We start from the raw sequence: 25,297 nt of genomic DNA on the forward strand, positions 1-25,297 counted from the left end.
CATATCTTCGCAGAGCGGTCTGAAATCCCGGGGGTTGCTCCCCCAACGCGGTAGACAGATCTAGAGTTCTGTCCACTGACCCTTTGCGATGAGGCGGTACAACCAGTGGCGGAGACCTCCCCGACGTTCCAGACCGTGCAGGAGTTGCTGCGGGCGCGCCGCGCCGACACCGGCATCGCGGTGCGCTACCAGGACCGGCAGTGGACCTGGGCGCAACACCTCGGCGCGGCCGAGACGCACGCCGCGGCGGTGCTGACTCTGGTGGACCCGGCCCGGCCGGTCCACGTCGGCGCGTTGTTGGGGAACACGCCGGACATGCTGACGGCGATGGCCGCCGCCGCCTTGGGCGGCTACGTACTGTGCGGCATCAACAACACCCGTCGCGGGGCGGCCCTGCGGCGCGACATCCTGCACGCCGACTGTCAGCTCCTGCTGATCGACGCCGAGCACCGCCCGTTGATCGAGGGCCTCGATCTGCCCGGCGTCCGCGTCATCGACATGGGGTCGGGACAGTGGGCCGAGCTGCTCGCCGCGGCCCCGTCGTTGCGACCGCATCGCGAGGTCGGCCCCACCGACACCTTCATGATGATCTTCACCTCGGGTACCAGCGGCGACCCGAAGGCCGTCCAGGTGGCCCACATGACCGTGCTGTTCGCCGGGATGGCGCTGGTGCAGCGGTTCGCCATCACGCCGGCCGACCTCTGTTACCTGTCGATGCCGCTGTTCCACTCCAACGCGCTGCTGGCGGGCTGGAGCGTGGCCGTGGGCTCCGGTGCGGCCATGGCCCCCGCGACGTTCTCGGCCTCCGGACTCCTCGACGATGTGCGCCGCTACGGCGCCACCTACCTGAACTACGTCGGCAAGCCGCTGGCCTACGTGCTCGGGACTCCCGAGCGCCCGGACGACGCCGACAATCCGCTGCGGGTCGCCTTCGGCAACGAGGCCAGTGACCGGGACATCACCGAATTCAGCCGGCGGTTCGGCTGCACGGTGTGGGACGGGTTCGGATCCACCGAGGGTGCGGTGATCGTCACCCGCGAGGACGATTGCCCGCCCGGTTCCGTCGGCCGTGGATTCCCGGGGGTGGCCATCTACGACCCCGAGACCGGAACCGAATGTGCGGTGGCCGAATTCGACGCCAACGGCGCGCTGGTCAACGGCGACAAGGCCATCGGCGAATTGGTCAACACCACCGGCGCCGGGTTGTTCCAGGGCTACTACAACGACCGCGCCGCCACCGACGACAGGCTGCGTGCCGGCATGTACTGGTCGGGTGACCTCGCCTACCGCGACGCCGACGGCTGGATCTACCTGGCGGGCCGCACCGCGGACTGGATGCGCGTCGACGGCGAGAACATGACCTCCGCACCCATCGAAAGGATCCTCCTGCGCCACCAGGCGATCAATCAGGTCGCCGTCTACCCGGTGCCCGACGAGCAGGTCGGCGACCAGGTGATGGCGGCCGTCGTGCCCTACCCGGATGCCGACCTGATCGCGGCCCAATTCGCCGACTTCCTGGCCGCCCAGGCGGACCTGTCGCCGAAGGCGTGGCCGCGGCGGGTCTGGATCACCGACCACCTGCCGTCGACGGCCACCAACAAGGTGCTCAAGCGGGAACTGATCGCCATCGGCGCCAACCCGCCCGGCGGGCGACTGTGGACCCGGGCACCCCGCAGCAGCACCTACCGGGAGACCGACCGCTGAGACGCCGGCACGGGCCCGTCGACACCGCGGGGGAGGTGTCGGGAATGTCGGCGCCGGCTGCGGCGTTTAGGACAACGGCGGCCGAACTGGCATAATGGACCGCCGACCACCTCAGGTTCCGGTTCACGCCCCAATGCAGCAGGTCAGACGGGCGACCCGGCGGCCGACGATCGAAGAGGACACCATGAAAACGGGTATTCACCCAGACTACAAAGAGACCACCGTGGTCTGCGGCTGCGGCAACAGCTTCACCACCCGCAGCACCAAGGACAGCGGCCACATCGTGGTCGAGGTCTGCTCGCAGTGCCACCCGTTCTACACCGGCAAGCAGAAGATTCTGGACAGCGGCGGCCGCGTCGCCCGGTTCGAGAAGCGCTACGGCAAGCGCAAGGCTGCCGACGAGAAGGCTGCCGACGACAAGTAGCTGTGAGGCCGGCGCCCGACTGCCCGCACCCGTGTGGGGGCCTCGGGCGCCGGTTCTTGTTTTCGGACCACTTTTCAGACCACGAAGCCGGCGGCGTTAGGAGATCCTCGTGACCACCAGTGCGATCGATGCGCTGCTGGCCGAGCACGCCGACCTCGAACGGCAGCTCAGCGACCCGGAGCTGCACGCCGACGCCGGCACCGCCCGCCGGGTGGCTCGACGGTTTTCACAGGTGACGCCGACGGTGACGGCCTACCGCAAGCTCGAGGCGGCCCGCGGTGACCTCGAAGCCGCGCGCGAACTCGCCGACGAAGACGACTCCTTCGCCGCCGAGATCCCCGAGCTCGAGGCCCGCGTCGCAGAACTCGACGCCCAGCTGATGGACATGCTGGCGCCCCGCGACCCGCATGACGCAGACGACATCGTGCTCGAGGTGAAATCCGGTGAGGGCGGCGAGGAGTCGGCCCTGTTCGCCGCGGACCTGGCACGCATGTACATCCGCTACGCCGAACGGCACGGCTGGAGCGTCACGGTGCTCGACGAGACCACGTCGGACCTCGGCGGCTACAAGGACGCCACGCTGTCGATCGCCAGCAAGGGTGATTCGGCCGACGGGGTGTGGTCGCGGCTGAAGTTCGAAGGCGGGGTGCACCGGGTCCAGCGGGTCCCGGTGACCGAATCGCAGGGACGGGTGCACACCTCGGCGGCCGGCATCCTCGTCTACCCCGAGCCCGAAGAAATCGAGCAGATTCAGATCGACGAATCCGATCTGCGCATCGACGTGTACCGCAGCTCGGGCAAGGGCGGTCAGGGCGTCAACACCACCGACTCCGCGGTGCGCCTGACCCATCTGCCTACCGGCATCGTGGTCACCTGCCAGAACGAGCGCTCGCAGCTGCAGAACAAGGCCCGGGCGTTGCAGGTGCTGGCGGCGCGGCTGCAGGCGCTCGCCGAGGAGGAGGCCCAGGCCAGCGCCTCGGCCGACCGGGCCAGCCAGATCCGCACGGTGGACCGCAGCGAGCGCATCCGGACCTACAACTTCCCGGAGAACCGCCTCACCGACCACCGCATCGGGTTCAAGGCGCACAACCTGGACCAGATCCTCGACGGCGACCTGGACCCGTTGTTCGACGCCCTGGCCGAGGCGGACAAGCAGACCCGGCTCCAGCAGAGCTGATGACCCCGGTGGACGCGCGTGCCGCCGGTGCCGAGGTGGCCGCCGAGCTGACGGCCGCCACCCACACCCTTGCCGAGGCCGGCATCGCCTCGCCCCACGTCGACGCCGAACTCCTGGCGGCCCATGTCCTCGGCGTCGATCGCGGCCGGCTGCGGTTCGCGCAGCCGGCGGCCGACTTCGCCGAGCGGTTCCGGCAGTTGGTGGCCGCGCGGTCGCAGCGGATCCCGCTGCAACATCTCACCGGTACGGCGCCGTTCGGTCCGTTGACGCTGGCGGTGGGGCCGGGGGTTTTCGTGCCGCGCCCGGAGACCGAATCGATGCTCGAGTGGGCGATGGCGGTGCTGGACCGCGTTGGCGCTGCACCGAATCCGATCGTGGTCGACGCCTGCACCGGCAGCGGTGCGCTGGCAATCGCGCTGGCCCGGCACCGGCCCGAGGCCACGGTGATCGCCATCGACGACTCGGCCGCCGCGCTCGACTACGCGCGGCGCAACGCGCGGGGCACCGACGTCGAACTCCTCGAGGCCGACGTCACGGCCGCCGGACTGCGCCCCGATCTCGACGGCCGCGTCGACCTGCTGGTCTGCAACCCGCCCTACATCCCGTCGGGCGCGGAACTCGATCCCGAAGTGGCCGAACACGATCCGCACCACGCACTGTTCGGGGGCGCGGACGGGATGGCGGTCATCGGCCCGGTCGTCGGGCTGGCCGGCCGCTGGCTCAAGCCCGGCGGCCGCTTCGCCGTCGAGCATGACGACACCACCTCGGCCGCTACTGTCGACCTGATCCGCGGATCCGGTCTGTTCGACGACGTCCGGCCCCGCCCGGACCTTGCGGGCCGGCCGCGGTTCGTGACGGCCGTACGCCGAGCCGACGCCGAGAGGGAGTAGCAGCCATGAGCAAGTTGTTCGATTGCGGCGATCCGGCGCAGCGGCAGACCGGAATCGACGCGGCGGTGCGCGCCGCCAAGGACGGCCGCCTGGTGGTCCTGCCCACCGACACCGTCTACGGCCTCGGTGCGGACGCGTTCGACGGTGCCGCGGTCGCCGCCCTGTTGGCCGCCAAGGGACGGGGCAGGGACATGCCGGTGCCGGTCCTGGTCGGTTCCTGGCACACCATCGAGGGCCTGGTGTACACGGTGCCGCAGGCCGCGCGCGAGCTGATCCGGGCGTTCTGGCCCGGCGCCCTGAGTCTGGTTGTGCGGCAGGCGCCGTCGCTGCAGTGGGATCTGGGCGACGCCGACGGCACGGTGATGCTGCGCATGCCGCTGCACCCCGTGGCCATCGACGTGTTGCGCGCCGTGGGGCCGATGGCGGTCTCCAGCGCGAACATCTCGGGACATCCGCCCGCGGTGACGGTCAACGAGGCGCGCGAGCAGCTCGGCGATCAGGTGCAGGTCTACCTCGACGGCGGCCCGGCCGAGCAGCGCGCCGCCTCGACGATCGTCGACCTCACCGGACCCACGCCCCGGATCCTGCGGGAGGGGCCCATCTCGGCGGCGGCCATCGCGACGGTGCTCGGCGTGACCGCCGAGTCCCTGCAGGCCTGATTCTCGACTGGGGGCTCAGCTTTGTGCAGTACGGTTCATGCGGTGGCGAGTGCAGTTGGTCCAGGCACGGTCTTGGCTGACGGTCTGCTCGCTCTTTCCGATCGAGGCGCCGGGGTACCGCTGCGCGAGCTCGCGCTGGTGGGCCTGACGGCGGCGATCATCACCTACTTCGCCACCAGTCCGGTGCGTGTGCTGGCCACCAAGATCGGCGCGGTCGCGATTCCCCGGGACCGGGACGTGCACGTGCAACCCACGCCGCGGATGGGCGGGCTGGCGATGTACACCGGCATCGTCGCCGCGGTCTTCCTGGCGTCCCAGCTGCCCGCGTTGACCCGCGGCTTCGTCTACTCCAACGGGATGCCGGCGGTGGTGGTGGCCGGCGGCCTCATCATGGCGATCGGATTGATCGACGACCGATGGGGATTGGACGCACTGACCAAGTTCGCCGGCCAGATCACCGCGGCCAGTGTCCTGGTCACCATGGGCGTGGCGTGGAGCGTGCTCTACATCCCCATCGGCGGGGTGGGCACCATCGTGCTGGACCAGACCGCCTCGATCCTGCTCACGCTGGCGTTGACCGTCTCGGTGGTCAACGCGATGAACTTCGTCGACGGGCTCGACGGCCTGGCCGCGGGCCTGGGCTTCATCACCGCCATGGCCATCTGCGTGTTTTCCGTCGGTCTGCTCGCCGACCACGGCGGTGACGTGCTGTTCTATCCGCCGGCGGTGATCTCGGTGGTGCTCGCGGGTGCCTGTCTGGGGTTTCTGCCGCACAACTTCCACCGCGCCAAGATCTTCATGGGCGACTCGGGCTCGATGCTGATCGGCCTGATGCTGGCCGCGGCGGCGACGACGGCCGCCGGCCCGATCTCCCAGAACGCCTACGGTGCGCGCGACGTCTTCGCCCTGCTGTCACCGTTCCTGCTGGTCATCGCCGTGGTGTTCGTCCCAGCCCTGGACATGCTGCTGGCGATCGTCCGGCGCACAAGGGCCGGGCGCAGCCCGTTCAGTCCGGACAAGATGCACCTGCATCACCGGTTGCTGCAGATCGGCCATTCGCATCGGCGCGTGGTGTTGTTGATCTATCTCTGGGTCGGCATCGTGGCCTTCGGCGCCGCGAGCACCATCTTTTTCGATCCGCGATATACCGGCGTGGTGATGCTGGTGGCCATCGCGGTGGCCGTCATCGTGACCCTGATTCCCTTGCTGCGGCGCTCGAATGGCGATCTGGACGACGGGTTCGACGACTACTTCACGGGCAGATACGACGTTAAGTAGTAGGCCCCCGTTTCGGCGCTCTACCATGTGGTACCGTTCTGCCAGAACCCGAAAAACCTCGCGGGTTGCCGGCCTGGCCCACGGACTGCAAAGACCGACCGGCGCCAATAAAACCGGTTGTTTGACCGACGCTAGATTGACGTACAGGGAGCTACCCGTTGGGTGAGTCGAGCGCGCTCGCGCGCCTCCGATACGCTCAGCTGGCACGTAACCGCCGCGAGATAGAGGAGAGGCCGTGACAACGCCAGCGCAGGACGCGCCGTTGGTGTTTCCGTCCGTTGCATTCAGGCCCGTGCGCCTGTTCGCGATCTGTGTCGTGCTCGCGGGTATCGCCACCGCGGCTGCCGCCTTTCTCGGTCATGTCATGTTCGGGGTGTTCTTCGGTATCGGTCTGGGTCTCGGCCTGTTCAACGCGCTGATGGTGCGGCGCGCGGTCGAGTCGATCACCGCCAAGGACCACCCACTCAAGAGCCAGATGGCGATGAACTCGGCCACGCGCCTGCTGGTCGTCACCGTGATCGGTCTGGTCATCGCGTTCTACTTCCGCCCGACGGGTCTGGGAGTGCTGTTCGGCCTGGCCCTGTTCCAGGTCCTGCTGGTGGCGACGACGTCGCTGCCGGTTCTGAAGAAGCTTCGCTCCGGCTCGGATGCCGAGTCCGGTGACTCCGCAGTACCCGCCTCCAACGACGGTTTTGCCCCGAAGGATTGATCCCGCACATGACTGAGAATGTCCTCGCTCTCCAGGTCGGACACCACGTAGAGCAAGAGTGGTTCGGTATGACGGTCAACGTCGACACCGTGCTGTCGACCGCGATCGCCGCGGTGATCGTCATCGGACTGGCGTTCTTCTTCCGTGCCAAGGTCACCTCCACCGGCGTCCCCGGCGGGGTGCAGCTGTTCTTCGAGACCGTCACCATCCAGTTCCGCCAGCAGGTCGAGAGCGCCATCGGGATGCGGATCGCCCCGTTCGTGCTGCCCCTGGCGGTCAGCCTCTTCACCTTCATCCTGATCGCCAACTGGATCGCGGTGCTGCCGCTGCAGTACACCGGCAGCGACGGCAACGAGCATGAGCTGCTGAAGGCCCCGGCCGCCGACGTCAACTTCGTGTTCGCGCTGGCCGCCTTCGTCTTCATCGCCTACCACGCGGCGGGCATCTGGCGCCGTGGCCTGTTCGGTCACCCGAAGCAGCTGCTGAAGGGCCACGTGACCTTCCTGGCCCCGATCAACCTGGTCGAGGAGTTGGCCAAGCCCATCTCGCTGTCTCTCCGACTTTTCGGCAACATCTTCGCGGGCAGCATCATGGTCGGCCTGATCGCGATGTTCCCGGCCTGGATCTTGTGGGCGCCGAACGCGATCTGGAAGGCGTTCGACCTGTTCATCGGGCTCATCCAGGCGTTCATCTTCTCGCTGTTGACCATCCTGTACTTCGGCCAGGCCATGGAACTCGACCATGACGACGAACACGCCGAAGCGCACTGACACGACCGACTTGTAAAAAACAAGAACCAACAAACCCCTGGTAGAAACCACTACCAGCTATCAAGGAGGATAAAGAATGGATCCCACTATCGCTGCCGGCGCGCTCATCGGCGGTGGTCTGATCATGGCGGGCGGCGCGATCGGTGCCGGTATCGGTAACGGTGTCGCCGGTAACGCGCTGATTTCGGGTATCGCCCGGCAGCCCGAAGCTCAGGGTCGACTGTTCACTCCGTTCTTCATCACCGTCGGTCTGGTTGAAGCCGCGTACTTCATCAACCTGGCGTTCATGGCGCTCTTCGTGTTCGCCACCCCGGTCGGCTAATTCAGCGCTATGGGTGATGTGACCGCAACCGTCCTGGCGGCGGAAGACGTCGGGGAGACCAGTAACTTCCTGCTCCCCAACGGCACGTTCTTCGTCGTGCTGTTGATCTTCCTGATCGTGCTCGGTGTTATCGGCAAATGGGTGGTGCCACCGATCAGCAAGGTGCTCGCCGAACGGGAAGCCATGCTGGCCAAGACGGCCGCCGACAACAAGAAAGCCGCGGAGCAGATGGCCGCGGCCCGAGCCGATTACGACGAGGCGATTGCGGGCGCGCGAGGGGAGGCCTCGGCGATCCGCGACGAAGTGCGGACAGAGGGCCGCAAGCTCATCGACGAATCGCGTGCGGGGGCCAGCGGCGAGGTCAACGAGAAGCTGCAGAGCGCAAGCGATCAGCTGTCTCGGACCGCGTCCGCGACCTCGAATGAGTTGCAGCCTTCGGTTGACGGCCTTTCCACAAAGCTCGCCAGCCGTATCCTCGGGGTCGATGTCTCCGGGGCCGATGCTTCGGGCGGGAGCCGCTAAATGTCGACATTCATTGGGAACCTGGTCGGGTTCGCCATCATCGTGTGGGCACTCCGGAAGTGGGTCGTGCCGCTCATCGCGAAGATGATGAAGGCTCAGCAGGACGCCATTCGGGTGGCGCTCGAGGAGAGCAAGTCCGCCTCGGAGAAGCTCGCGAATGCGGATCAGGATCACGCCAAGGCTCTCGAAGAGGCCAAGAGTGACTCCGCCCGGATCACCGAGGAGGCGCGCAACGACTCGGTGCGCATCGCCGAGCAGCTCCGCGAGCAGGCGGCCGCCGAGGCGGAGCGCGTCCGTGCGCTCGGCGAGCAGCAGGTACATCTGTTGCAGCAGCAGACCATCCGGGAACTGCGTCAGGGCCTCGGTGCCGAATCGGTCGAGAAGGCCGGCGAAATAGTTCGCAACCATGTCGCCGACCCGGCCGCTCGCTCCGCCACCGTCGATCGCTTCCTCGACGAGCTCGACGCCATGTCGCCTTCGCCGGCGGTCTTCGATGCCGGCGCTTCGCTGAACCTGCGGGCCTCCAGCCGCGAGGCCCTCACCGAAGTTGTCAAGAAGTTCGAGCAGACGGCCGAGGGACTCGACGTCGACGCGCTCCGCAAGCTCGCCGACGAACTGGCCTCGGTGGCCGGGGTGTTGCTCAACGAGTCGATTGTGCTCAAGCATCTCGCTGATCCCGCCGATGACTCCGAACCGCGAGTCCGCATGGCCGACAAGCTGTTCGGTGGCAAGGTCGGCGCGCCGACCCTGGAACTGGTCACCACCGCGGTGGCGCAGCGCTGGTCGGTGGAGGGCAACCTCGTGGACGCCATCGAGCACGTCGCACGGCTGGCGTTGCTGGTCGGCGCCGATCGTGCCGGCGAGGGCGAGCAGGTCGAGGACCAGCTGTTCCGGTTCGGCCGGGTGCTCGACGAGGAGCCCCGCCTGTCGGCGCTGCTGTCCGACGACACCGTGCCCGCCGACCGTCGGGTGGCGCTGCTGGACAAGATCCTCGGCACCGCCGTCGGGACGGCCAACGCAACCACGTCGGCTCTGCTGACCCAGACTGTCGAGCTCCTGCGCGGGGATCGTGCCGATGCAGCGGTTGCTGACCTGGCCGAACTCGCGGTCGCTCGCCGGGGCGAGATCGTCGCGCATGTCACGGCGGCAGCCGAACTCAGCGATGCTCAGCGCACCCGCCTCACCGAGGTCCTCGGCCGCATCTACAGCCACCCGGTGGCGGTGCAGCTGAATATCGACCCGGCTCTGCTGGGTGGACTGCAAGTCGCCGTCGGCGACGAGGTCATCGACGGGGCTATTTCATCGCGGTTGGCGGCGGCTCGCGCCGGCCTGCCGGACTGACCAACCAAGAACTTCGAGCAGTAGACAACCAAAGGCAGGAAGACGAAAGACCATGGCAGAGTTGACAATCTCCGCTGCTGATATTGAAGGTGCCATCGAGGACTACGTATCCTCGTTCTCCGCTGACACAGGGCGTGAAGAAGTCGGCACCGTCATTGACGCGGGCGACGGTATCGCACACGTCGAGGGCCTGCCCTCGGTCATGACCCAGGAACTGCTCGAGTTCCCCGGCGGCGTGCTGGGCGTGGCGCTGAACCTCGACGAGCACAGCGTCGGCGTCGTGATCCTCGGTGACTTCGAGAAGATCGAGCAGGGCCAGCAGGTCAAGCGGACCGGCGAGGTGCTCTCGGTGCCCGTCGGCGACGCCTTCCTGGGCCGCGTGGTCAACCCGCTCGGCGAGCCGATCGACGGTCAGGGCGACATCAAGGCCGACGGCCGGCGCGCGCTGGAACTGCAGGCGCCCTCGGTGGTGCAGCGGCAGGGCGTGTCCGAGCCGCTGCAGACCGGCATCAAGGCCATCGACTCGCAGACCCCGATCGGTCGCGGACAGCGTCAGCTCATCATCGGCGACCGCAAGACCGGTAAGACCGCGGTGTGCATCGACACCATCCTGAACCAGCGGCAGAACTGGGAGTCCGGCGATCCCAAGAAGCAGGTCCGCTGCGTCTACGTCGCGGTCGGCCAGAAGGGCACCACCATCGCCAGCGTGAAGCGCGCGCTGGAAGAGGGCGGCGCCATGGAGTACACCACCATCGTCGCGGCCCCGGCCTCCGACGCCGCGGGCTTCAAGTGGCTGGCCCCGTACACCGGCTCGGCCATCGGCCAGCAGTGGATGTACGACGGCAAGCACGTCCTGATCGTGTTCGACGACCTCACCAAGCAGGCCGACGCCTACCGCGCGATCTCGCTGCTGCTGCGTCGTCCGCCGGGCCGCGAGGCGTTCCCCGGTGACGTCTTCTACCTGCACTCGCGTCTGCTGGAGCGTTGCGCGAAGCTGTCCGACGAGCTCGGTGGCGGTTCGATGACGGGTCTGCCGATCATCGAGACCAAGGCCAACGACATCTCGGCGTTCATCCCGACCAACGTCATCTCGATCACCGACGGCCAGTGCTTCCTGGAGTCCGACCTGTTCAACCAGGGTGTGCGGCCGGCCATCAACGTCGGTGTGTCGGTGTCCCGAGTCGGTGGCGCCGCCCAGATCAAGGCCATGAAGGAAGTTGCCGGGTCGCTGCGTCTGGACCTGTCGCAGTACCGCGAGCTGGAGGCGTTCGCCGCCTTCGCGTCCGACCTCGACGCCGCGTCCAAGGCGCAGCTGGAGCGCGGTGCGCGGCTGGTGGAACTGCTCAAGCAGCCGCAGTACTCGCCGATGTCGGTCGAGGACCAGGTGGTCGCGATCTTCCTGGGCACCAAGGGGCACCTGGACTCGGTGCCGGTCGAGGACGTGCAGCGCTTCGAGGCCGAGTTCCTCGAGCACGTCAAGGCCAGCCACGACGGCATCCTCGCGGAGATCCGCGAGAGCCTGAAGCTCTCCGAGGAGACCGAAGAGAAGCTCGTCGAGGTCATCAACGACTTCAAGAAGGGCTTCCAGGCCACCGACGGCAGCTCGGTTGTCGTCGACGACAAGGTCGAGGCCATGTCGGACGACGAGGTCGAGAAGGAATCGGTCAAGGTCCGCAAGCCGGCCCCGCCGAAGAAGTAGGGATCTGGATACCAGATGGCAGCCACACTGCGCGAATTGCGCGGCCGCATCCGTTCCGCCGGGTCGATCAAGAAGATCACCAAGGCCCAGGAACTGATCGCGACGTCGCGGATCGCCAAGGCGCAGGCCAGGGTCGAGGCGGCCCGGCCGTACGCCGAGGAGATCACCACCATGCTGACCGACCTGGCCGGTGCCAGCGCGTTGGATCACCCTCTGCTCGTGGAACGCGAGAACCCCCGGCGCGCCGCCGTGCTGGTGGTCTCGTCGGACCGCGGTCTGTGCGGCGGTTACAACGCGAACGTGCTGCGGCAGGCCGAGGAGCTCCTGGCGCTCCTGCGGGAAGAGGGCAAAGAGGCGGTGCTGTACGTGGTCGGCCGTAAGGCGTTGGGCTACTACAGCTTCCGCAACCGCGAGGTGACCCAATCGTGGACCGGTTTCTCCGAGCGGCCCACCTACGAGGACGCCAAGGCGATTGCCGACACCCTGGTCACCGCGTTCATGGCCGGCCAGGACGACGACGGTGACGACGCCGGCGCCGACGGGATCCTCGGCGTAGACGAGCTGCACATCGTGTTCACCGAGTTCCGGTCGATGCTCTCGCAGGTCGCCGAGGCGCGCCGGATCGCGCCGATGGTGGTCGAGTATGTGGGCGAAGCCGAGGAGGGGCCGCACACGCTGTTCTCCTTCGAACCGAACGCCGAGGAACTCTTCGGCGAACTGTTGCCGCGCTATGTGGCAACCCGCGTGTACGCGGCGATGCTCGAGGCCGCGGCCTCCGAGTCCGCGGCGCGGCGCCGAGCGATGAAGTCCGCCAGCGACAACGCTGACGAGCTCATCAAGGACCTCACGCTGCAAGCCAACCGCGAGCGGCAGGCGCAGATCACCCAGGAAATCAGCGAGATCGTCGGCGGCGCCAACGCGTTGGCCGACGCCAAATAGACCCACACCGTAGGAAAGCGAAAAGATATGACTGCCCCCGCAGAAGCTAAGAAGGACACCACCGGGCGCGTGGTTCGCATCACCGGCCCGGTTGTGGACGTCGAGTTCCCCCGCGGCTCGGTACCCGAACTGTTCAACGCCCTGCACGCCGAGATCACCTATAAGGATCTCGCGAAGACGTTGACGCTGGAGGTCGCCCAGCACCTCGGCGACAACCTGGTCCGCGCCATCTCCATGCAGCCCACCGACGGCCTGGTGCGCGGCGTCGAGGTGTCCGACACCGGCCGCTCCATCTCGGTGCCCGTCGGCGACGGCGTCAAGGGCCACGTGTTCAACGCGCTGGGTGACTGCCTCGACGAGCCCGGCTACGGCAAGGATTTCGAACACTGGTCGATCCACCGCAAGCCGCCGGCCTTCTCGGACCTGGAGCCCCGGACCGAGATGCTCGAGACCGGCCTGAAGGTCGTCGACCTGCTGACCCCGTACGTCCGCGGTGGCAAGATCGCCCTGTTCGGCGGTGCTGGCGTGGGCAAGACGGTGCTCATCCAGGAGATGATCAACCGCATCGCCCGTAACTTCGGTGGTACCTCGGTGTTCGCCGGCGTGGGTGAGCGCACCCGTGAGGGTAATGACCTGTGGGTCGAGCTCGCCGACGCGAACGTGCTCAAGGACACCGCGTTGGTGTTCGGCCAGATGGACGAGCCGCCGGGCACCCGTATGCGCGTCGCGCTGTCCGCGCTGACCATGGCGGAATTCTTCCGCGATGAGCAGGGGCAGGACGTGCTGCTGTTCATCGACAACATCTTCCGGTTCACCCAGGCGGGTTCCGAGGTCTCGACCCTGCTGGGTCGTATGCCCTCGGCCGTGGGTTACCAGCCGACGCTGGCGGACGAGATGGGTGAGCTGCAGGAGCGCATCACCTCGACCCGTGGCCGGTCCATCACCTCGATGCAGGCCGTGTACGTGCCCGCGGACGACTACACCGACCCGGCGCCGGCGACCACGTTCGCGCACCTCGACGCCACCACCGAGCTGTCTCGTACGGTGTTCTCGAAGGGCATCTTCCCGGCGGTGGACCCGCTGGCGTCGAGCTCGACCATTCTGGACCCGGGCGTCGTCGGCGACGAGCACTACCGGGTGGCCCAGGAGGTCATCCGAATCCTGCAGCGTTACAAGGACCTTCAGGACATCATCGCCATTCTGGGTATCGACGAGCTGTCCGAAGAGGACAAGCAGCTGGTCAACCGGGCGCGCCGGATCGAGCGCTTCCTGAGCCAGAACATGATGGCCGCCGAGCAGTTCACCGGGCAGCCGGGTTCGACCGTGCCGCTCAAGGAGACCATCGAGGCCTTCGACAAGCTGACCAAGGGCGACTTCGACCACCTGCCCGAGCAGGCGTTCTTCCTGATCGGTGGACTCGACGACCTCGCCAAGAAGGCCGAGAGCCTCGGCGCCAAGCTGTGATTTCCTTCTTGAGCGCGCGAAAGGTGGTGTGCGGTGGCTGAACTGGACGTCGATATCGTCGCCGTCGAGCGCAAGATCTGGTCGGGCAAGGCCACGTTCGTCTTCACCCGGACCACCGCCGGTGAGATCGGCATCTTGCCGCGGCATATTCCGCTGGTGGCCCAACTGGTCGACGACGCCATGGTGCGCGTCGAGCGGGAGGGCGAAGAGGATCTGCGCATCGCGGTGGACGGCGGGTTCCTCTCCGTCACCGAGGAAGGCGTCATCATCCTGGCCGAGTCGGCGGAGTTCGCCTCCGAGATCGACGTCGACGCGGCCAAGACCGATGCGGAATCGGACGACGCCGCGACGGCCGCGCGGGGTCGGGCCAGGCTGCGCGCAGTCGGCCAACTCGACTAGGTACGCGCTGCCATGAGCACGCCCATGATCCTGATGGCCGTGCTGGTGGCTGTGCTCTTGCTGTCGGTGCTCGCCCTGACGTATCGGCTCTGGAAGCTGCGTCAGGGCGGGACCGCCGCCATATTGCGGGATACCCCGGCCGTCGCCGGCCACGGTTGGCGGCACGGCGTGATCCGTTACCGCGGTGGCGAAGCCGTCTTCTACCGGCTCTCCAGCGTGCGCTGGTGGCCCGATCGCCGACTGAGTCGCCGCGACATCGACATCATCTCCAGGCGGGCACCGCGCGGAGACGAGTTCGACATCATGACCGACCAGATCGTGGTGCTGGAGTTGCGCGACACCGCGGCCGAACGGCCCGAGCGGCGCAGCGGATTCGAGATCGCCCTGGATCGCGGCGCGCTGACGGCATTCCTGTCCTGGCTGGAGTCGCGGCCCAATCCGCGGGCCCGGCGGCGCACCACCTGAGGGCCCGGGAACGCCGGCGGGTCAGTCTTGCGCCGACGTGTTCTCGGCGGCCTCCGGTCCGCCCGGCACCCACAGCACGTCGCCGTCCGGGTTCGCCAGCCGCGACAGGATGAACAGCAGGTCCGACAACCGATTCAGGTACTTCGCCGGCAACACGCTGACCGACTCCGGGTTCGCGTGGATCGCGGTCCAGGCGGACCGTTCGGCTCGGCGCGCCACCGTGCGCGCGACATGGAGCAGCGCCGACAGCGCCGTACCCCCCGGCAGCACAAAGGAGTTCAGCGGCGCCAACGACTCGTTGAACTCGTCGCACCAGCCCTCAAGCCGGTCGATGTAGCTCTGGGAGATGCGCAGCGGCGGGTACTTCGGGTTCTCCACCAGCGGCGTGGACAGATCCGCGCCGGCGTCGAACAGGTCGTTCTGGATCTGCCGCAATACCGAAGCCATTTGCTGGTCAGGCGATCCGAGCGCCAGCGCGGTGCCGATGGCGGCATTGGTCTCGTCACAGTCGGCGTAGGCCACCAGGCGCGGGTCATTCTTGGCCACGCGGGAGAAATCGCTGAGGCCGGTGGTGCCGTCGTCGCCGGTACGGGTGTAAATGCGCGTCAGGTGGACTGCCATAGCCAAACCGTACCCGCGACAGTGACCGAGCTGACTGACACCCGCGGGCCGCCTGCTTACACTTACCGCGTGAGTGAGCGATTCGTGGTGACCGGAGGCAGCCGGTTGTCTGGCGAAGTTGCTGTCGGGGGCGCGAAGAACAGCGTGCTCAAGTTGATGGCGGCGAGCCTGCTGGCCGAGGGCACCACGACGATCACCAACTGCCCCGACATCCTCGACGTGCCGCTGATGGCCGAGGTGCTGCGCGGCCTCGGGGCCACCGTCGAACTTGAGGGCGACGTCGTGCGGATCACCTCGCCCGACGAGCTCAAGTACGACGCCGACTTCGCCGCTGTTCGGCAGTTTCGGGCCTCGGTGTGTGTGCTGGGGCCGCTGGTCGGTCGCTGCAAGCGCGCGAAGGTGGCGCTGCCCGGCGGCGACGCGATCGGGTCCCGGCCGCTCGACATGCATCAAGCCGGCCTGCGGCAGCTCGGTGCGGACTGCAACATCGAGCACGGGTGTGTGGTCGCCGAGGCGGATTCGCTGCACGGCGCCGAGATCCAACTCGAGTTCCCCTCAGTCGGGGCCACCGAGAACATCCTGATGGCCGCGGTCCTGGCCAAGGGCGTCACCACGATCCACAACGTCGCGCGCGAGCCCGACGTCGCGGATCTGTGCGACATGCTCAACCAGATGGGCGCCAAGGTCGCCGGCGCCGGCTCGTCGACATTGACGATCACCGGCGTCGACAAGCTGTATCCGACCGAACATCGGGTGATCGGGGACCGGATCGTCGCCGCGACCTGGGGAATCGGCGCGGCAATGACCCGCGGGGACATCACGGTGACCGGAGTCGACCCCGCCCACCTGCAGTTGGTGCTGCACAAGCTGCACGACGTCGGCGCCACCGTGACCCAGAGCGACGACGGGTTCCGGGTGGTCCAGTACGACCGGCCCAAGGCCGTGAACATCGCGACCCTGCCGTTCCCGGGCTTCCCGACGGACCTGCAACCGATGGCCATCGCCTTGGCTTCGATCGCCGACGGCACCTCGATGATCACCGAGAACGTGTTCGAGGCGAGGTTCCGGTTTGTCGAGGAGATGATCCGGCTGGGAGCCGATGCCCGTACCGATGGTCATCATGCGGTGGTGCGCGGAATCCCGCAGTTGTCGAGTGCGCCGGTGTGGTCCTCGGACATCCGCGCCGGCGCCGGGCTGGTTCTGGCCGGCCTGGTCGCCGACGGAGAAACCGAGGTCCACGACGTTTTTCACATCGATCGGGGCTATCCGCTGTTCGTGGAGAACCTCCTGAGTTTGGGTGCGGAGATCGAGAGGGTAAGCTCTTAGGAGCAAGCACAGCGTGAGGCGACCGTCACACAGAGGGACGCACACACCGGCTTGACTCCCAAGACCAGATCGGTATAAGCTGGCAGGGTTGCCCCAAACCGGGGGAAAACAAAAGCAAGTCTGTTGTTTGAGAACTCAATAGTGTGTTTGGTGGTTTTTGTTTGTTGTTTTTTTGTCTGCCTCTTTTTCCCGTTTAGGGGTGGATGTTTTTGGATGCCAGTTTTGGTGTCTTTTGTTTGTGATCGGATTTTTCTGATTCGAATTCTGCCGGGTTTGTCCCGGGGTTTTTGTTTGGAGAGTTTGATCCTGGCTCAGGACGAACGCTGGCGGCGTGCTTAACACATGCAAGTCGAACGGAAAGGCCCTTTCGGGGGTACTCGAGTGGCGAACGGGTGAGTAACACGTGGGTGATCTGCCCTGCACTTTGGGATAAGCCTGGGAAACTGGGTCTAATACCGAATATGATCACGGGCTTCATGGTCTGTGGTGGAAAGCTTTTGCGGTGTGGGATGGGCCCGCGGCCTATCAGCTTGTTGGTGGGGTAATGGCCTACCAAGGCGACGACGGGTAGCCGGCCTGAGAGGGTGACCGGCCACACTGGGACTGAGATACGGCCCAGACTCCTACGGGAGGCAGCAGTGGGGAATATTGCACAATGGGCGCAAGCCTGATGCAGCGACGCCGCGTGGGGGATGACGGCCTTCGGGTTGTAAACCTCTTTCAGCATCGACGAAGCGCAAGTGACGGTAGATGCAGAAGAAGCACCGGCCAACTACGTGCCAGCAGCCGCGGTAATACGTAGGGTGCGAGCGTTGTCCGGAATTACTGGGCGTAAAGAGCTCGTAGGTGGTTTGTCGCGTTGTCCGTGAAAACTCACAACTCAATTGTGGGCGTGCGGGCGATACGGGCAGGCTAGAGTACTGCAGGGGAGACTGGAATTCCTGGTGTAGCGGTGGAATGCGCAGATATCAGGAGGAACACCGGTGGCGAAGGCGGGTCTCTGGGCAGTAACTGACGCTGAGGAGCGAAAGCGTGGGGAGCGAACAGGATTAGATACCCTGGTAGTCCACGCCGTAAACGGTGGGTACTAGGTGTGGGTTTCCTTCCTTGGGATCCGTGCCGTAGCTAACGCATTAAGTACCCCGCCTGGGGAGTACGGCCGCAAGGCTAAAACTCAAAGGAATTGACGGGGGCCCGCACAAGCGGCGGAGCATGTGGATTAATTCGATGCAACGCGAAGAACCTTACCTGGGTTTGACATGCACAGGACGCCGGCAGAGATGTCGGTTCCCTTGTGGCCTGTGTGCAGGTGGTGCATGGCTGTCGTCAGCTCGTGTCGTGAGATGTTGGGTTAAGTCCCGCAACGAGCGCAACCCTTGTCTCATGTTGCCAGCACGTTATGGTGGGGACTCGTGAGAGACTGCCGGGGTCAACTCGGAGGAAGGTGGGGATGACGTCAAGTCATCATGCCCCTTATGTCCAGGGCTTCACACATGCTACAATGGCCGGTACAAAGGGCTGCGATGCCGTGAGGTGGAGCGAATCCTTTCAAAGCCGGTCTCAGTTCGGATCGGGGTCTGCAACTCGACCCCGTGAAGTCGGAGTCGCTAGTAATCGCAGATCAGCAACGCTGCGGTGAATACGTTCCCGGGCCTTGTACACACCGCCCGTCACGTCATGAAAGTCGGTAACACCCGAAGCCAGTGGCCTAACCCTTCGGGGAGGGAGCTGTCGAAGGTGGGATCGGCGATTGGGACGAAGTCGTAACAAGGTAGCCGTACCGGAAGGTGCGGCTGGATCACCTCCTTTCTAAGGAGCACCACGAGACTTGAGCCCGCCCGCATCGTGTGGGAGTTCGGTGACTCAAGCGATTCGTTGGATGGCCCTTTACCTGTAGTGGGTGGGGGTCTGGTGCACAACAAGCAAAGCTGTATTGACCATGACCGGGATCCAGTCCTTTCGGGGGTTGGGGTTTGTGGTACTGCCAGACACACTGTTGGGTCCTGAGGCAACAGGCCCGTTTTTCTCTGGCCCCTGCGTGGGGTGGGAGGCTTGGTTGTCGCTCCATCTTGGTGGTGGGGTGTGGTGTTTGATTTGTGGATAGTGGTTGCGAGCATCAAGCCGCACATGGGGTGGCCGTCCTGTTTGGGAGGGTCGCTGCTGCATCTCTTCGGGGGTGTGGGTGTGTGGTTTGTTGTGGTGTAATTTCTGATTTTTCTTTGGTTTTGTGTTTGTAAGTGTTTAAGGGCGCATGGTGGATGCCTTGGCACTGGGAGCCGATGAAGGACGTTGGAGGCTGCGATAAGCCTCGGGGAGCTGCCAACCGAGCGTAGATCCGAGGATGTCCGAATGGGGAAACCCGGCACGAGTGATGTCGTGTCACCCGTCACTGAATACATAGGTGGCGGGGGGGAACGCGGGGAAGTGAAACATCTCAGTACCCGTAGGAAGAGAAAACAATTGTGATTCCGTGAGTAGTGGCGAGCGAAAGCGGAGGAGGCTAAACCGCGTGCATGTGATACCCGGCGGGGGTTGTGTGTGTGGTGTTGTGGGGCGTTTCTTCTCAGGTCCGCCGGCCTGGGCGACAGTCAGAAAAGTGTGTGTTAGTCGAAGTGGTCTGGGATGGCCTGCCGTAGAGGGTGAGAGTCCTGTAGGCGAAAACATGCACTCTGTTGTGGAATGTTTCCCCGAGTAGCAGCGGGCCCGTGGAATCTGCTGTGAATCTGCCGGGACCACCCGGTAAGCCTGAATACTTCTCAGTGACCGATAGCGGATTAGTACCGTGAGGGAATGGTGAAAAGTACCCCGGGAGGGGAGTGAAAGAGTACCTGAAACCGTGCGCTTACAATCCGTCAGAGCCCTCGCTTTTAGTGTGGGGTGATGGCGTGCCTTTTGAAGAATGAGCCTGCGAGTCAGGGACATGTCGCGAGGTTAACCCGTGTGGGGTAGCCGTAGCGAAAGCGAGTCTGAATAGGGCGTATCCCCGTGAGGGGTGTAGTGGCGTGTTCTGGACCCGAAGCGGAGTGATCTACCCATGGCCAGGGTGAAGCAGCAGTAAGATGTTGTGGAGGCCCGAACCCACTTAGGTTGAAGACTGAGGGGATGAGTTGTGGGTAGGGGTGAAAGGCCAATCAAACTCCGTGATAGCTGGTTCTCCCCGAAATGCATTTAGGTGCAGCGTCACATGTTTCTTGTTGGAGGTAGAGCTACTGGATGGCCGATGGGCCCTACTAGGTTACTGACGTCAGCCAAACTCCGAATGCCGACAAGGTGAAAGTGTGGCAGTGAGACGGCGGGGGATAAGCTCCGTGCGTCGAGAGGGAAACAGCCCAGATCGCCGGCTAAGGCCCCTAAGCGTGTGCTAAGTGGAAAAGGATGTGCAGTCGCGAAGACAACCAGGAGGTTGGCTTAGAAGCAGCCACCCTTGAAAGAGTGCGTAATAGCTCACTGGTCAAGTGATTGTGCGCCGATAATGTAGCGGGGCTCAAGCACACCGCCGAAGCCGCGGCAACAAGACGTGTTCTTGTTGGGTAGGGGAGCGTCCTGCATTCAGTGAAGCAGCCGGGTGACCGTGTTGTGGAGGGTGCGGGAGTGAGAATGCAGGCATGAGTAGCGATAAGGCAAGTGAGAACCTTGCCCGCCGAAAGACCAAGGGTTCCTGGGCCAGGCCAGTCCGCCCAGGGTGAGTCGGGACCTAAGGCGAGGCCGACAGGCGTAGTCGATGGACAACGGGTTGATATTCCCGTACCCGTGTATGAGCGTCCCTGATGAATCACCGGTACTAACCGCCCAAATGGTTGCTGATCAATCCCTTCGGGGTGCGACGGTGACCGGCTGCGCGGGACCTTCGGTGGTAGTAGTCAAGCGATGGGGTGACGCAGGAAGGTAGCCGTACCAGTCAGTGGTAATACTGGGGCAAGCCTGTAGGACGAGTGATAGGCAAATCCGTCACTCATATGTCTGAGAGGTGATGCATAGCCGATTGAGGCGAATTCGGTGATCCTATGCTGTCGAGAAAAGCCTCTAGCGAGTCCGTACACGGCCCGTACCCCAAACCAACACAGGTGGTCAGGTAGAGAATACTAAGGCGTACGAGTGAACTATGGTTAAGGAACTCGGCAAAATACCCCCGTAACTTCGGGAGAAGGGGGACCTCCTACTGTCATGGCTCTTGCGGCCGGCAGCGGTGGGGGGTGGCACAAACCAGTGAGAAGCGACTGTTTACTAAAAACACAGGTCCGTGCGAAGTCGCAAGACGATGTATACGGACTGACGCCTGCCCGGTGCTGGAAGGTTAAGAGGACCTGTTAACCCTTCGGGGTGAAGCGGAGAATTTAAGCCCCAGTAAACGGCGGTGGTAACTATAACCATCCTAAGGTAGCGAAATTCCTTGTCGGGTAAGTTCCGACCTGCACGAATGGCGTAACGACTTCTCAACTGTCTCAACCATAGACTCGGCGAAATTGCACTACGAGTAAAGATGCTCGTTACGCGCGGCAGGACGAAAAGACCCCGGGACCTTCACTATAGCTTGGTATTGATGTTCGATTCGGTTTGTGTAGGATAGGTGGGAGACTGTGAAGCAGTAACGCCAGTTATTGTGGAGTCGTTGTTGAAATACCACTCTGGTCGTATTGGACCTCTAACCTCGAACCGTATATCCGGTTCAGGGACAGTGCCTGGTGGGTAGTTTAACTGGGGCGGTTGCCTCCTAAAATGTAACGGAGGCGCCCAAAGGTTCCCTCAACCTGGATGGCAATCAGGTGTTGAGTGCAAGTGCACAAGGGAGCTTGACTGTGAGACGTACATGTCAAGCAGGGACGAAAGTCGGGACTAGTGATCCGGCACCCCCGAGTGGAAGGGGTGTCGCTCAACGGATAAAAGGTACCCCGGGGATAACAGGCTGATCTTCCCCAAGAGTCCATATCGACGGGATGGTTTGGCACCTCGATGTCGGCTCGTCGCATCCTGGGGCTGGAGCAGGTCCCAAGGGTTGGGCTGTTCGCCCATTAAAGCGGCACGCGAGCTGGGTTTAGAACGTCGTGAGACAGTTCGGTCTCTATCCGCCGCGCGCGTCAGAAACTTGAGGAAAACTGTCCCTAGTACGAGAGGACCGGGACGGACGAACCTCTGGTGCACCAGTTGTCCCACCAGGGGCACGGCTGGATAGCTACGTTCGGACAGGATAACCGCTGAAAGCATCTAAGCGGGAAACCCCTTCCAAGACCAGGTTTCTCACCCACTAGGTGGGATAAGGCCCCCCGCAGACCACGGGATTGATAGACCAGACCTACAAGCGCAGCAATGCGTGCAGGGAACTGGCACTAACCGGCCGAAAACTTACCAACAACCCACCCCCCACGGGGGCGGGAAACAACAACCAACATTGTTGAATCGGTAAACAACACCGCAACGCGACGCAACCACACCCACAAATGCAACAAACATTGCACCCCACCACCAAAAACACCTTTCTTGGTGACACACGGTGCCCCCACCGGGACCCCGCCCCCACAAGGGGGGCGACCCCACCACACTGGGCCGGCACCACACAAGAAAATAGAGTTACGGCGGACATAGCGACAGGGAAACGCCCGGTCCCATCCCGAACCCGGAAGCTAAGCCTGTCAGCGCCGATGATACTACCCAACCCGGGTGGAAAAGTAGGACACCGCCGAACACACACATAGAAACACCCCCCACCACCAGGTGGGGGGCGTTTCTATTTCCACAACCATTTCTCTATTGGCGCGTAGAGTTCGACTTTCTAGTCGAACAGCATCAGGCTCGCCGCATTTCTTTCCAGATCCAATAACGTGGTCTTACGGCCCAATCCACCGCCGAATCCGGTGAGGCTGCCATTCGCCCCGATCACTCGATGGCACGGAACAATCACTGCAATGGGGTTGCGTCCATTCGCCAATCCGACCGCGCGGAAAGCGGTCGGAGAGCCGATTTCTCGGGCAATTTCTCCGTAGGATCGGGTTTCCCCGTAAGGAATTTCGCGCAACGCCGCCCACACTCGCCGCTGGAATTGGGTGCCCGCCATTTCCATACGCAAATCGAACTGCCGTAATTCGCCGGCGAAGTAGGCTTCCAATTGTTCGACGGCGTCGGGGAATGCGCGGTCGTTGAGTTCCCAGTCGGCCCGGTCCGGCTCGTAGGTCTGATCGACCATCCGCAGATGTGTCAGGACGGGCCCCACTCCGGCCAGGGTCAACGGCCCGATCGGGCTGTCGATGATGCGGTAGTGAGTCATGCTGCCTCCTTCGGCGGCCACTGGTTGACGGGGTGGTCGAGGGCGGTCCACAGGTATTGGGTGACGTAGGACCGCCAGGGTCGCCACCGGCTGCTGTGCGCGGACAGTCCGCGGGGATCATCAGGGAGTCCAAGTCGTCGAGCGGCGGCACGTGTCCCGAGGTCGGTCGCCGGGAAGGCATCCGGGTCCCCCAAGCCGCGCATCGCGATGATCTCAGCTGTCCAGGGGCCCACCCCGGCCACCGCCAACAGTTGGGTTCGGGCGGCGTCCCAGTCGGCGCCCGCGTCGAGCACCACCTGGCCGGCATCGATCGCGGTCACCAGTCCCTGCACGGCTTGCTTGCGTGCCCCGGGCATCGCGAGTCGCTGCGGGTCGATGTCGAGGAGCTCCGATACGGCCGGAAATACATGCGTGAGGCCGCCGGAAACATCTGCAACCGGACGTCCGTAGTCCGCGGCCAGCCGGCCCGCGAGGTTGCGGGCACGTTGGGTCGAGATCTGCTGGCCCAGCACGGCGCGGATGGCCATCTCGTGTTCGTCGACGGCGCGGGGGATCCGCTGGCCCGGGGCCTTGAGCACCAGGGGCCGAAGTGCTTCGTCGGCCCGCAGCACCGCGTCGACGGCCTCCGGATCGGCGTCGAGGTCCAGCAGACGTCGGCAGCGGGCGATCGCGACGGGCAGATCCCGGAAGTCCTCGAGTTGCAGCGAGCACCGCACGTGATCGGGGCTCGGGGTCAGGCTGACGATGCCCGCCCCGGACGGCAACCGCAGCGAGCGGCGAAACGTTCCGTCCCGGACTTCTTCACAGCCCGGCACGGCGGTCGCCGCGAGGTGGCCGAAGAGCCCCTCGAAGGCAAACGGTTGCCGCACCGCCAACCGCAACGTCAGCGTGCCCGCCGCGCCGGTGGGCATCTCCGTGCGGTTTGCCGTCCGTTGGCGCAGTCCGCTGGGCGTGAGGTCGAAGACCTCGCGCACGGTGTCGTTGAACTGGCGGATGCTGGAGAATCCCGCGGCGAATGCGACATCCCCGAATGGCAGGGCGGTGGTCTCGATCAACATGCGCGCGGTCTGGGCGCGCTGGGCGCGGGCCAGCGCCAGCGGGCCGGCGCCGACCTCGGCCTGGAGGAGCCGCTCCACCTGGCGGGTGGTGTAGCCCAGACGGTCGGCCAGCCCGGTCACGCCGGTCCGGTCGACGGTGCCATCGGCGATCAGGCGCATGGCCCGTGCGACCACGTCACCGCGGATGTTCCATTCGGGGGAGCCGGGAGACGCATCGGGACGGCACCGCTTACAGGATCGGAATCCGGCCCGCTGAGCAGCCGCGGCGGTCGGATAGAACCGCACGTTGCGGGCCAGCGGGGTGCGGGCCGGGCAGCTGGGCCGGCAATAGATGCCGGTGCTGAGCACGGCGATGACGAACCAGCCGTCGAACCGCGCGTCCTTGGATTGGACGGCGCGGTAACAGCGGTCGAAGTCGTCGTGCACCCTTCCACGATTACACGCGGCCCCCGACATGACTAGTGTTGACCGTCTCTCTGGATGGCTATCACGGGGTGGCCATTCGTCATTGATCTTGCCGATGTGATCGGTGGCGTGGCCCGCCGGCTTGAGCTTGGTGGTGTGCACCATCAGTGTGATGAGGAACTGATGGGTGCGCGGCACCCCGCCGAAGTCTTGGCGGGCTCGCAGGGTGCCGCGCTGTAGTGCACGGAGGCACTGATGGTGACGGTAGAGGCTGATCTGGTCTGCGTCGAGTCCCGGTTGGCAGCTGGCCAGATCAGCTGCCCGGCGTGCTCGCAGGGTGTTCTTGGCGGCTGGGGATTCGCCCGCACTCGCCGTGTCGTCGGTCTGGCCGGTGCGGTTCGGCCGCGGCGGGCGCGGTGCCGGTCGTGTCTGGTGACCCATGTGTTGTTGCCGGTCACGGTGTTGCTGCGTAGGGCTTATGCGGCACAGGTGATTTGGGAGTCTTTGTCGCTGCGCGGCCACGGGCGGGGGTATCGGCAGATCGCTGAGCAGTTGCGGGTTCCGGCGGCCACGGTCCGCGGCTGGCTACGTCGGGCCGGCGGGCGACTTGAGGCGGTTCGGGCGCGGTTCCTCATGGTGGCGGTTCGAGTCGGGATCGATGTGACGATTCCCGACGAGCGGAGCAGTCCCTGGGGTGACGTGGTGGCGGCGGTCAACGCCGCGGCGGCGGCGATCCGGCAGCGGTTCGGACCGGCCGGCTTGGTGGGCGCGGTGACGCCGGCACAGGTGCTGGTCGCGGTCAGCGGCGGCCGGCTGCTCTCACCGGGCTGGTCCTGGATGCGGTAGGTCCGGTACGCAACACCAGT

General features: G+C 65.0%; 21 protein-coding genes and 3 rRNA genes. 21 read left to right on the forward strand and 3 right to left on the reverse strand.

Annotation, left to right across the window (positions count from 1 at the left end):
* Positions 1 to 105 precede the first annotated feature (105 nt).
* From fadD1 to R2K23_RS06500, 16 genes are all read left to right on the forward strand, one after another.
* Positions 106 to 1,704: a fatty-acid--CoA ligase FadD1 gene (fadD1, locus tag R2K23_RS06425; protein WP_316515329.1), complete on the forward strand. Its 1,599-nt coding sequence runs from the start codon at positions 106 to 108 to the stop codon at positions 1,702 to 1,704.
* A gap of 184 nt (positions 1,705 to 1,888) precedes the next feature.
* Positions 1,889 to 2,128, forward strand: coding sequence for a 50S ribosomal protein L31 (gene rpmE, locus R2K23_RS06430; RefSeq protein WP_316515331.1), 240 nt, complete (start codon positions 1,889 to 1,891; stop codon positions 2,126 to 2,128).
* A 109-nt stretch (positions 2,129 to 2,237) separates the two neighbouring features.
* The gene (gene prfA, locus R2K23_RS06435) at positions 2,238 to 3,305 is read left to right on the forward strand and encodes a peptide chain release factor 1 (RefSeq protein ID WP_396893158.1); all 1,068 of its coding nucleotides are present in this window, start codon (positions 2,238 to 2,240) and stop codon (positions 3,303 to 3,305) included.
* Complete coding sequence (gene prmC, locus R2K23_RS06440; protein ID WP_316515333.1) at positions 3,305 to 4,195, forward strand: peptide chain release factor N(5)-glutamine methyltransferase; 891 nt, start codon at positions 3,305 to 3,307, stop codon at positions 4,193 to 4,195. The genes prfA and prmC overlap by 1 nt, the downstream gene beginning before the upstream one ends.
* A gap of 5 nt (positions 4,196 to 4,200) precedes the next feature.
* Complete coding sequence (locus R2K23_RS06445; RefSeq protein WP_316515335.1) at positions 4,201 to 4,854, forward strand: L-threonylcarbamoyladenylate synthase; 654 nt, start codon at positions 4,201 to 4,203, stop codon at positions 4,852 to 4,854.
* Between the two features lie 42 nt (positions 4,855 to 4,896).
* The gene (locus R2K23_RS06450; protein WP_316515338.1) at positions 4,897 to 6,132 is read left to right on the forward strand and encodes a glycosyltransferase family 4 protein; all 1,236 of its coding nucleotides are present in this window, start codon (positions 4,897 to 4,899) and stop codon (positions 6,130 to 6,132) included.
* Between the two features lie 235 nt (positions 6,133 to 6,367).
* Positions 6,368 to 6,841 (forward strand): ATP synthase subunit I, encoded by a 474-nt coding sequence (locus R2K23_RS06455; RefSeq protein ID WP_316515341.1) that lies wholly within the window; start codon positions 6,368 to 6,370, stop codon positions 6,839 to 6,841.
* Positions 6,842 to 6,849: 8 nt separating this feature from the next.
* On the forward strand, positions 6,850 to 7,611 hold the full coding sequence (gene atpB, locus R2K23_RS06460) for a F0F1 ATP synthase subunit A (protein ID WP_316515343.1): 762 nt from the start codon (positions 6,850 to 6,852) through the stop codon (positions 7,609 to 7,611).
* 76 nt (positions 7,612 to 7,687) lie between these two features.
* On the forward strand, positions 7,688 to 7,933 hold the full coding sequence (locus R2K23_RS06465; protein WP_126332965.1) for a F0F1 ATP synthase subunit C: 246 nt from the start codon (positions 7,688 to 7,690) through the stop codon (positions 7,931 to 7,933).
* Between the two features lie 9 nt (positions 7,934 to 7,942).
* Positions 7,943 to 8,455: a F0F1 ATP synthase subunit B gene (locus R2K23_RS06470; RefSeq protein ID WP_316515349.1), complete on the forward strand. Its 513-nt coding sequence runs from the start codon at positions 7,943 to 7,945 to the stop codon at positions 8,453 to 8,455.
* Complete coding sequence (locus tag R2K23_RS06475; protein WP_316515351.1) at positions 8,456 to 9,796, forward strand: F0F1 ATP synthase subunit B/delta; 1,341 nt, start codon at positions 8,456 to 8,458, stop codon at positions 9,794 to 9,796.
* A 52-nt stretch (positions 9,797 to 9,848) separates the two neighbouring features.
* A complete protein-coding gene (gene atpA, locus R2K23_RS06480) occupies positions 9,849 to 11,495 on the forward strand; it encodes a F0F1 ATP synthase subunit alpha (protein ID WP_316515352.1) in 1,647 nt (548 codons plus the stop codon).
* Between the two features lie 15 nt (positions 11,496 to 11,510).
* Positions 11,511 to 12,434 (forward strand): F0F1 ATP synthase subunit gamma, encoded by a 924-nt coding sequence (locus R2K23_RS06485; RefSeq protein WP_316515354.1) that lies wholly within the window; start codon positions 11,511 to 11,513, stop codon positions 12,432 to 12,434.
* Positions 12,435 to 12,461: 27 nt separating this feature from the next.
* A complete protein-coding gene (gene atpD / locus R2K23_RS06490) occupies positions 12,462 to 13,898 on the forward strand; it encodes a F0F1 ATP synthase subunit beta (RefSeq protein ID WP_316515356.1) in 1,437 nt (478 codons plus the stop codon).
* A 33-nt stretch (positions 13,899 to 13,931) separates the two neighbouring features.
* Positions 13,932 to 14,297, forward strand: a complete 366-nt coding sequence (locus R2K23_RS06495) for a F0F1 ATP synthase subunit epsilon (RefSeq protein ID WP_316515360.1) — start codon at positions 13,932 to 13,934, stop codon at positions 14,295 to 14,297.
* 12 nt (positions 14,298 to 14,309) lie between these two features.
* Positions 14,310 to 14,762 (forward strand): DUF2550 domain-containing protein, encoded by a 453-nt coding sequence (locus R2K23_RS06500; RefSeq protein ID WP_316515362.1) that lies wholly within the window; start codon positions 14,310 to 14,312, stop codon positions 14,760 to 14,762.
* A gap of 21 nt (positions 14,763 to 14,783) precedes the next feature.
* On the opposite strand, the gene R2K23_RS06505 is transcribed toward R2K23_RS06500, so the two are convergent.
* Entirely contained in the window at positions 14,784 to 15,383 is a 600-nt protein-coding gene (locus R2K23_RS06505; RefSeq protein ID WP_316515364.1) for a cob(I)yrinic acid a,c-diamide adenosyltransferase, read from the reverse strand.
* 69 nt (positions 15,384 to 15,452) lie between these two features.
* On the opposite strand from R2K23_RS06505, the gene murA reads away from it, so the two are divergent.
* The 4 genes from murA to rrf all read left to right on the forward strand — a co-directional run bounded on the left by murA (position 15,453) and on the right by rrf (position 22,389).
* Positions 15,453 to 16,709, forward strand: coding sequence for a UDP-N-acetylglucosamine 1-carboxyvinyltransferase (murA, locus tag R2K23_RS06510; protein ID WP_316515366.1), 1,257 nt, complete (start codon positions 15,453 to 15,455; stop codon positions 16,707 to 16,709).
* Between the two features lie 288 nt (positions 16,710 to 16,997).
* Positions 16,998 to 18,518 (forward strand): 16S ribosomal RNA (locus R2K23_RS06515).
* Between the two features lie 422 nt (positions 18,519 to 18,940).
* Positions 18,941 to 22,057 (forward strand): 23S ribosomal RNA (locus R2K23_RS06520).
* Between the two features lie 218 nt (positions 22,058 to 22,275).
* Positions 22,276 to 22,389, forward strand: a 5S ribosomal RNA gene (gene rrf / locus R2K23_RS06525).
* The 16S, 23S and 5S rRNA genes sit together here, the layout of an rRNA operon.
* Positions 22,390 to 22,476: 87 nt before the next feature.
* On the opposite strand, the gene R2K23_RS06530 is transcribed toward rrf, so the two are convergent.
* Both R2K23_RS06530 and R2K23_RS06535 read right to left on the reverse strand, forming a co-directional pair.
* Positions 22,477 to 22,968 (reverse strand): methylated-DNA--[protein]-cysteine S-methyltransferase, encoded by a 492-nt coding sequence (locus R2K23_RS06530; protein ID WP_316515369.1) that lies wholly within the window; start codon positions 22,966 to 22,968, stop codon positions 22,477 to 22,479.
* Positions 22,965 to 24,452, reverse strand: a complete 1,488-nt coding sequence (locus tag R2K23_RS06535; RefSeq protein ID WP_316515370.1) for a DNA-3-methyladenine glycosylase 2 family protein — start codon at positions 24,450 to 24,452, stop codon at positions 22,965 to 22,967. Before R2K23_RS06535 ends, R2K23_RS06530 begins: the two co-directional genes overlap by 4 nt.
* Positions 24,453 to 24,686: 234 nt before the next feature.
* Between R2K23_RS06535 and R2K23_RS06540 the strand changes: the two genes are divergently transcribed.
* Positions 24,687 to 25,277, forward strand: coding sequence for a hypothetical protein (locus R2K23_RS06540; protein WP_099962891.1), 591 nt, complete (start codon positions 24,687 to 24,689; stop codon positions 25,275 to 25,277).
* The last annotated feature ends 20 nt before the right edge of the window (positions 25,278 to 25,297 follow it).

Source organism: Mycolicibacterium sp. MU0050, from assembly GCF_963378085.1.
Lineage (GTDB): Bacteria > Actinomycetota > Actinomycetes > Mycobacteriales > Mycobacteriaceae > Mycobacterium > Mycobacterium wendilense.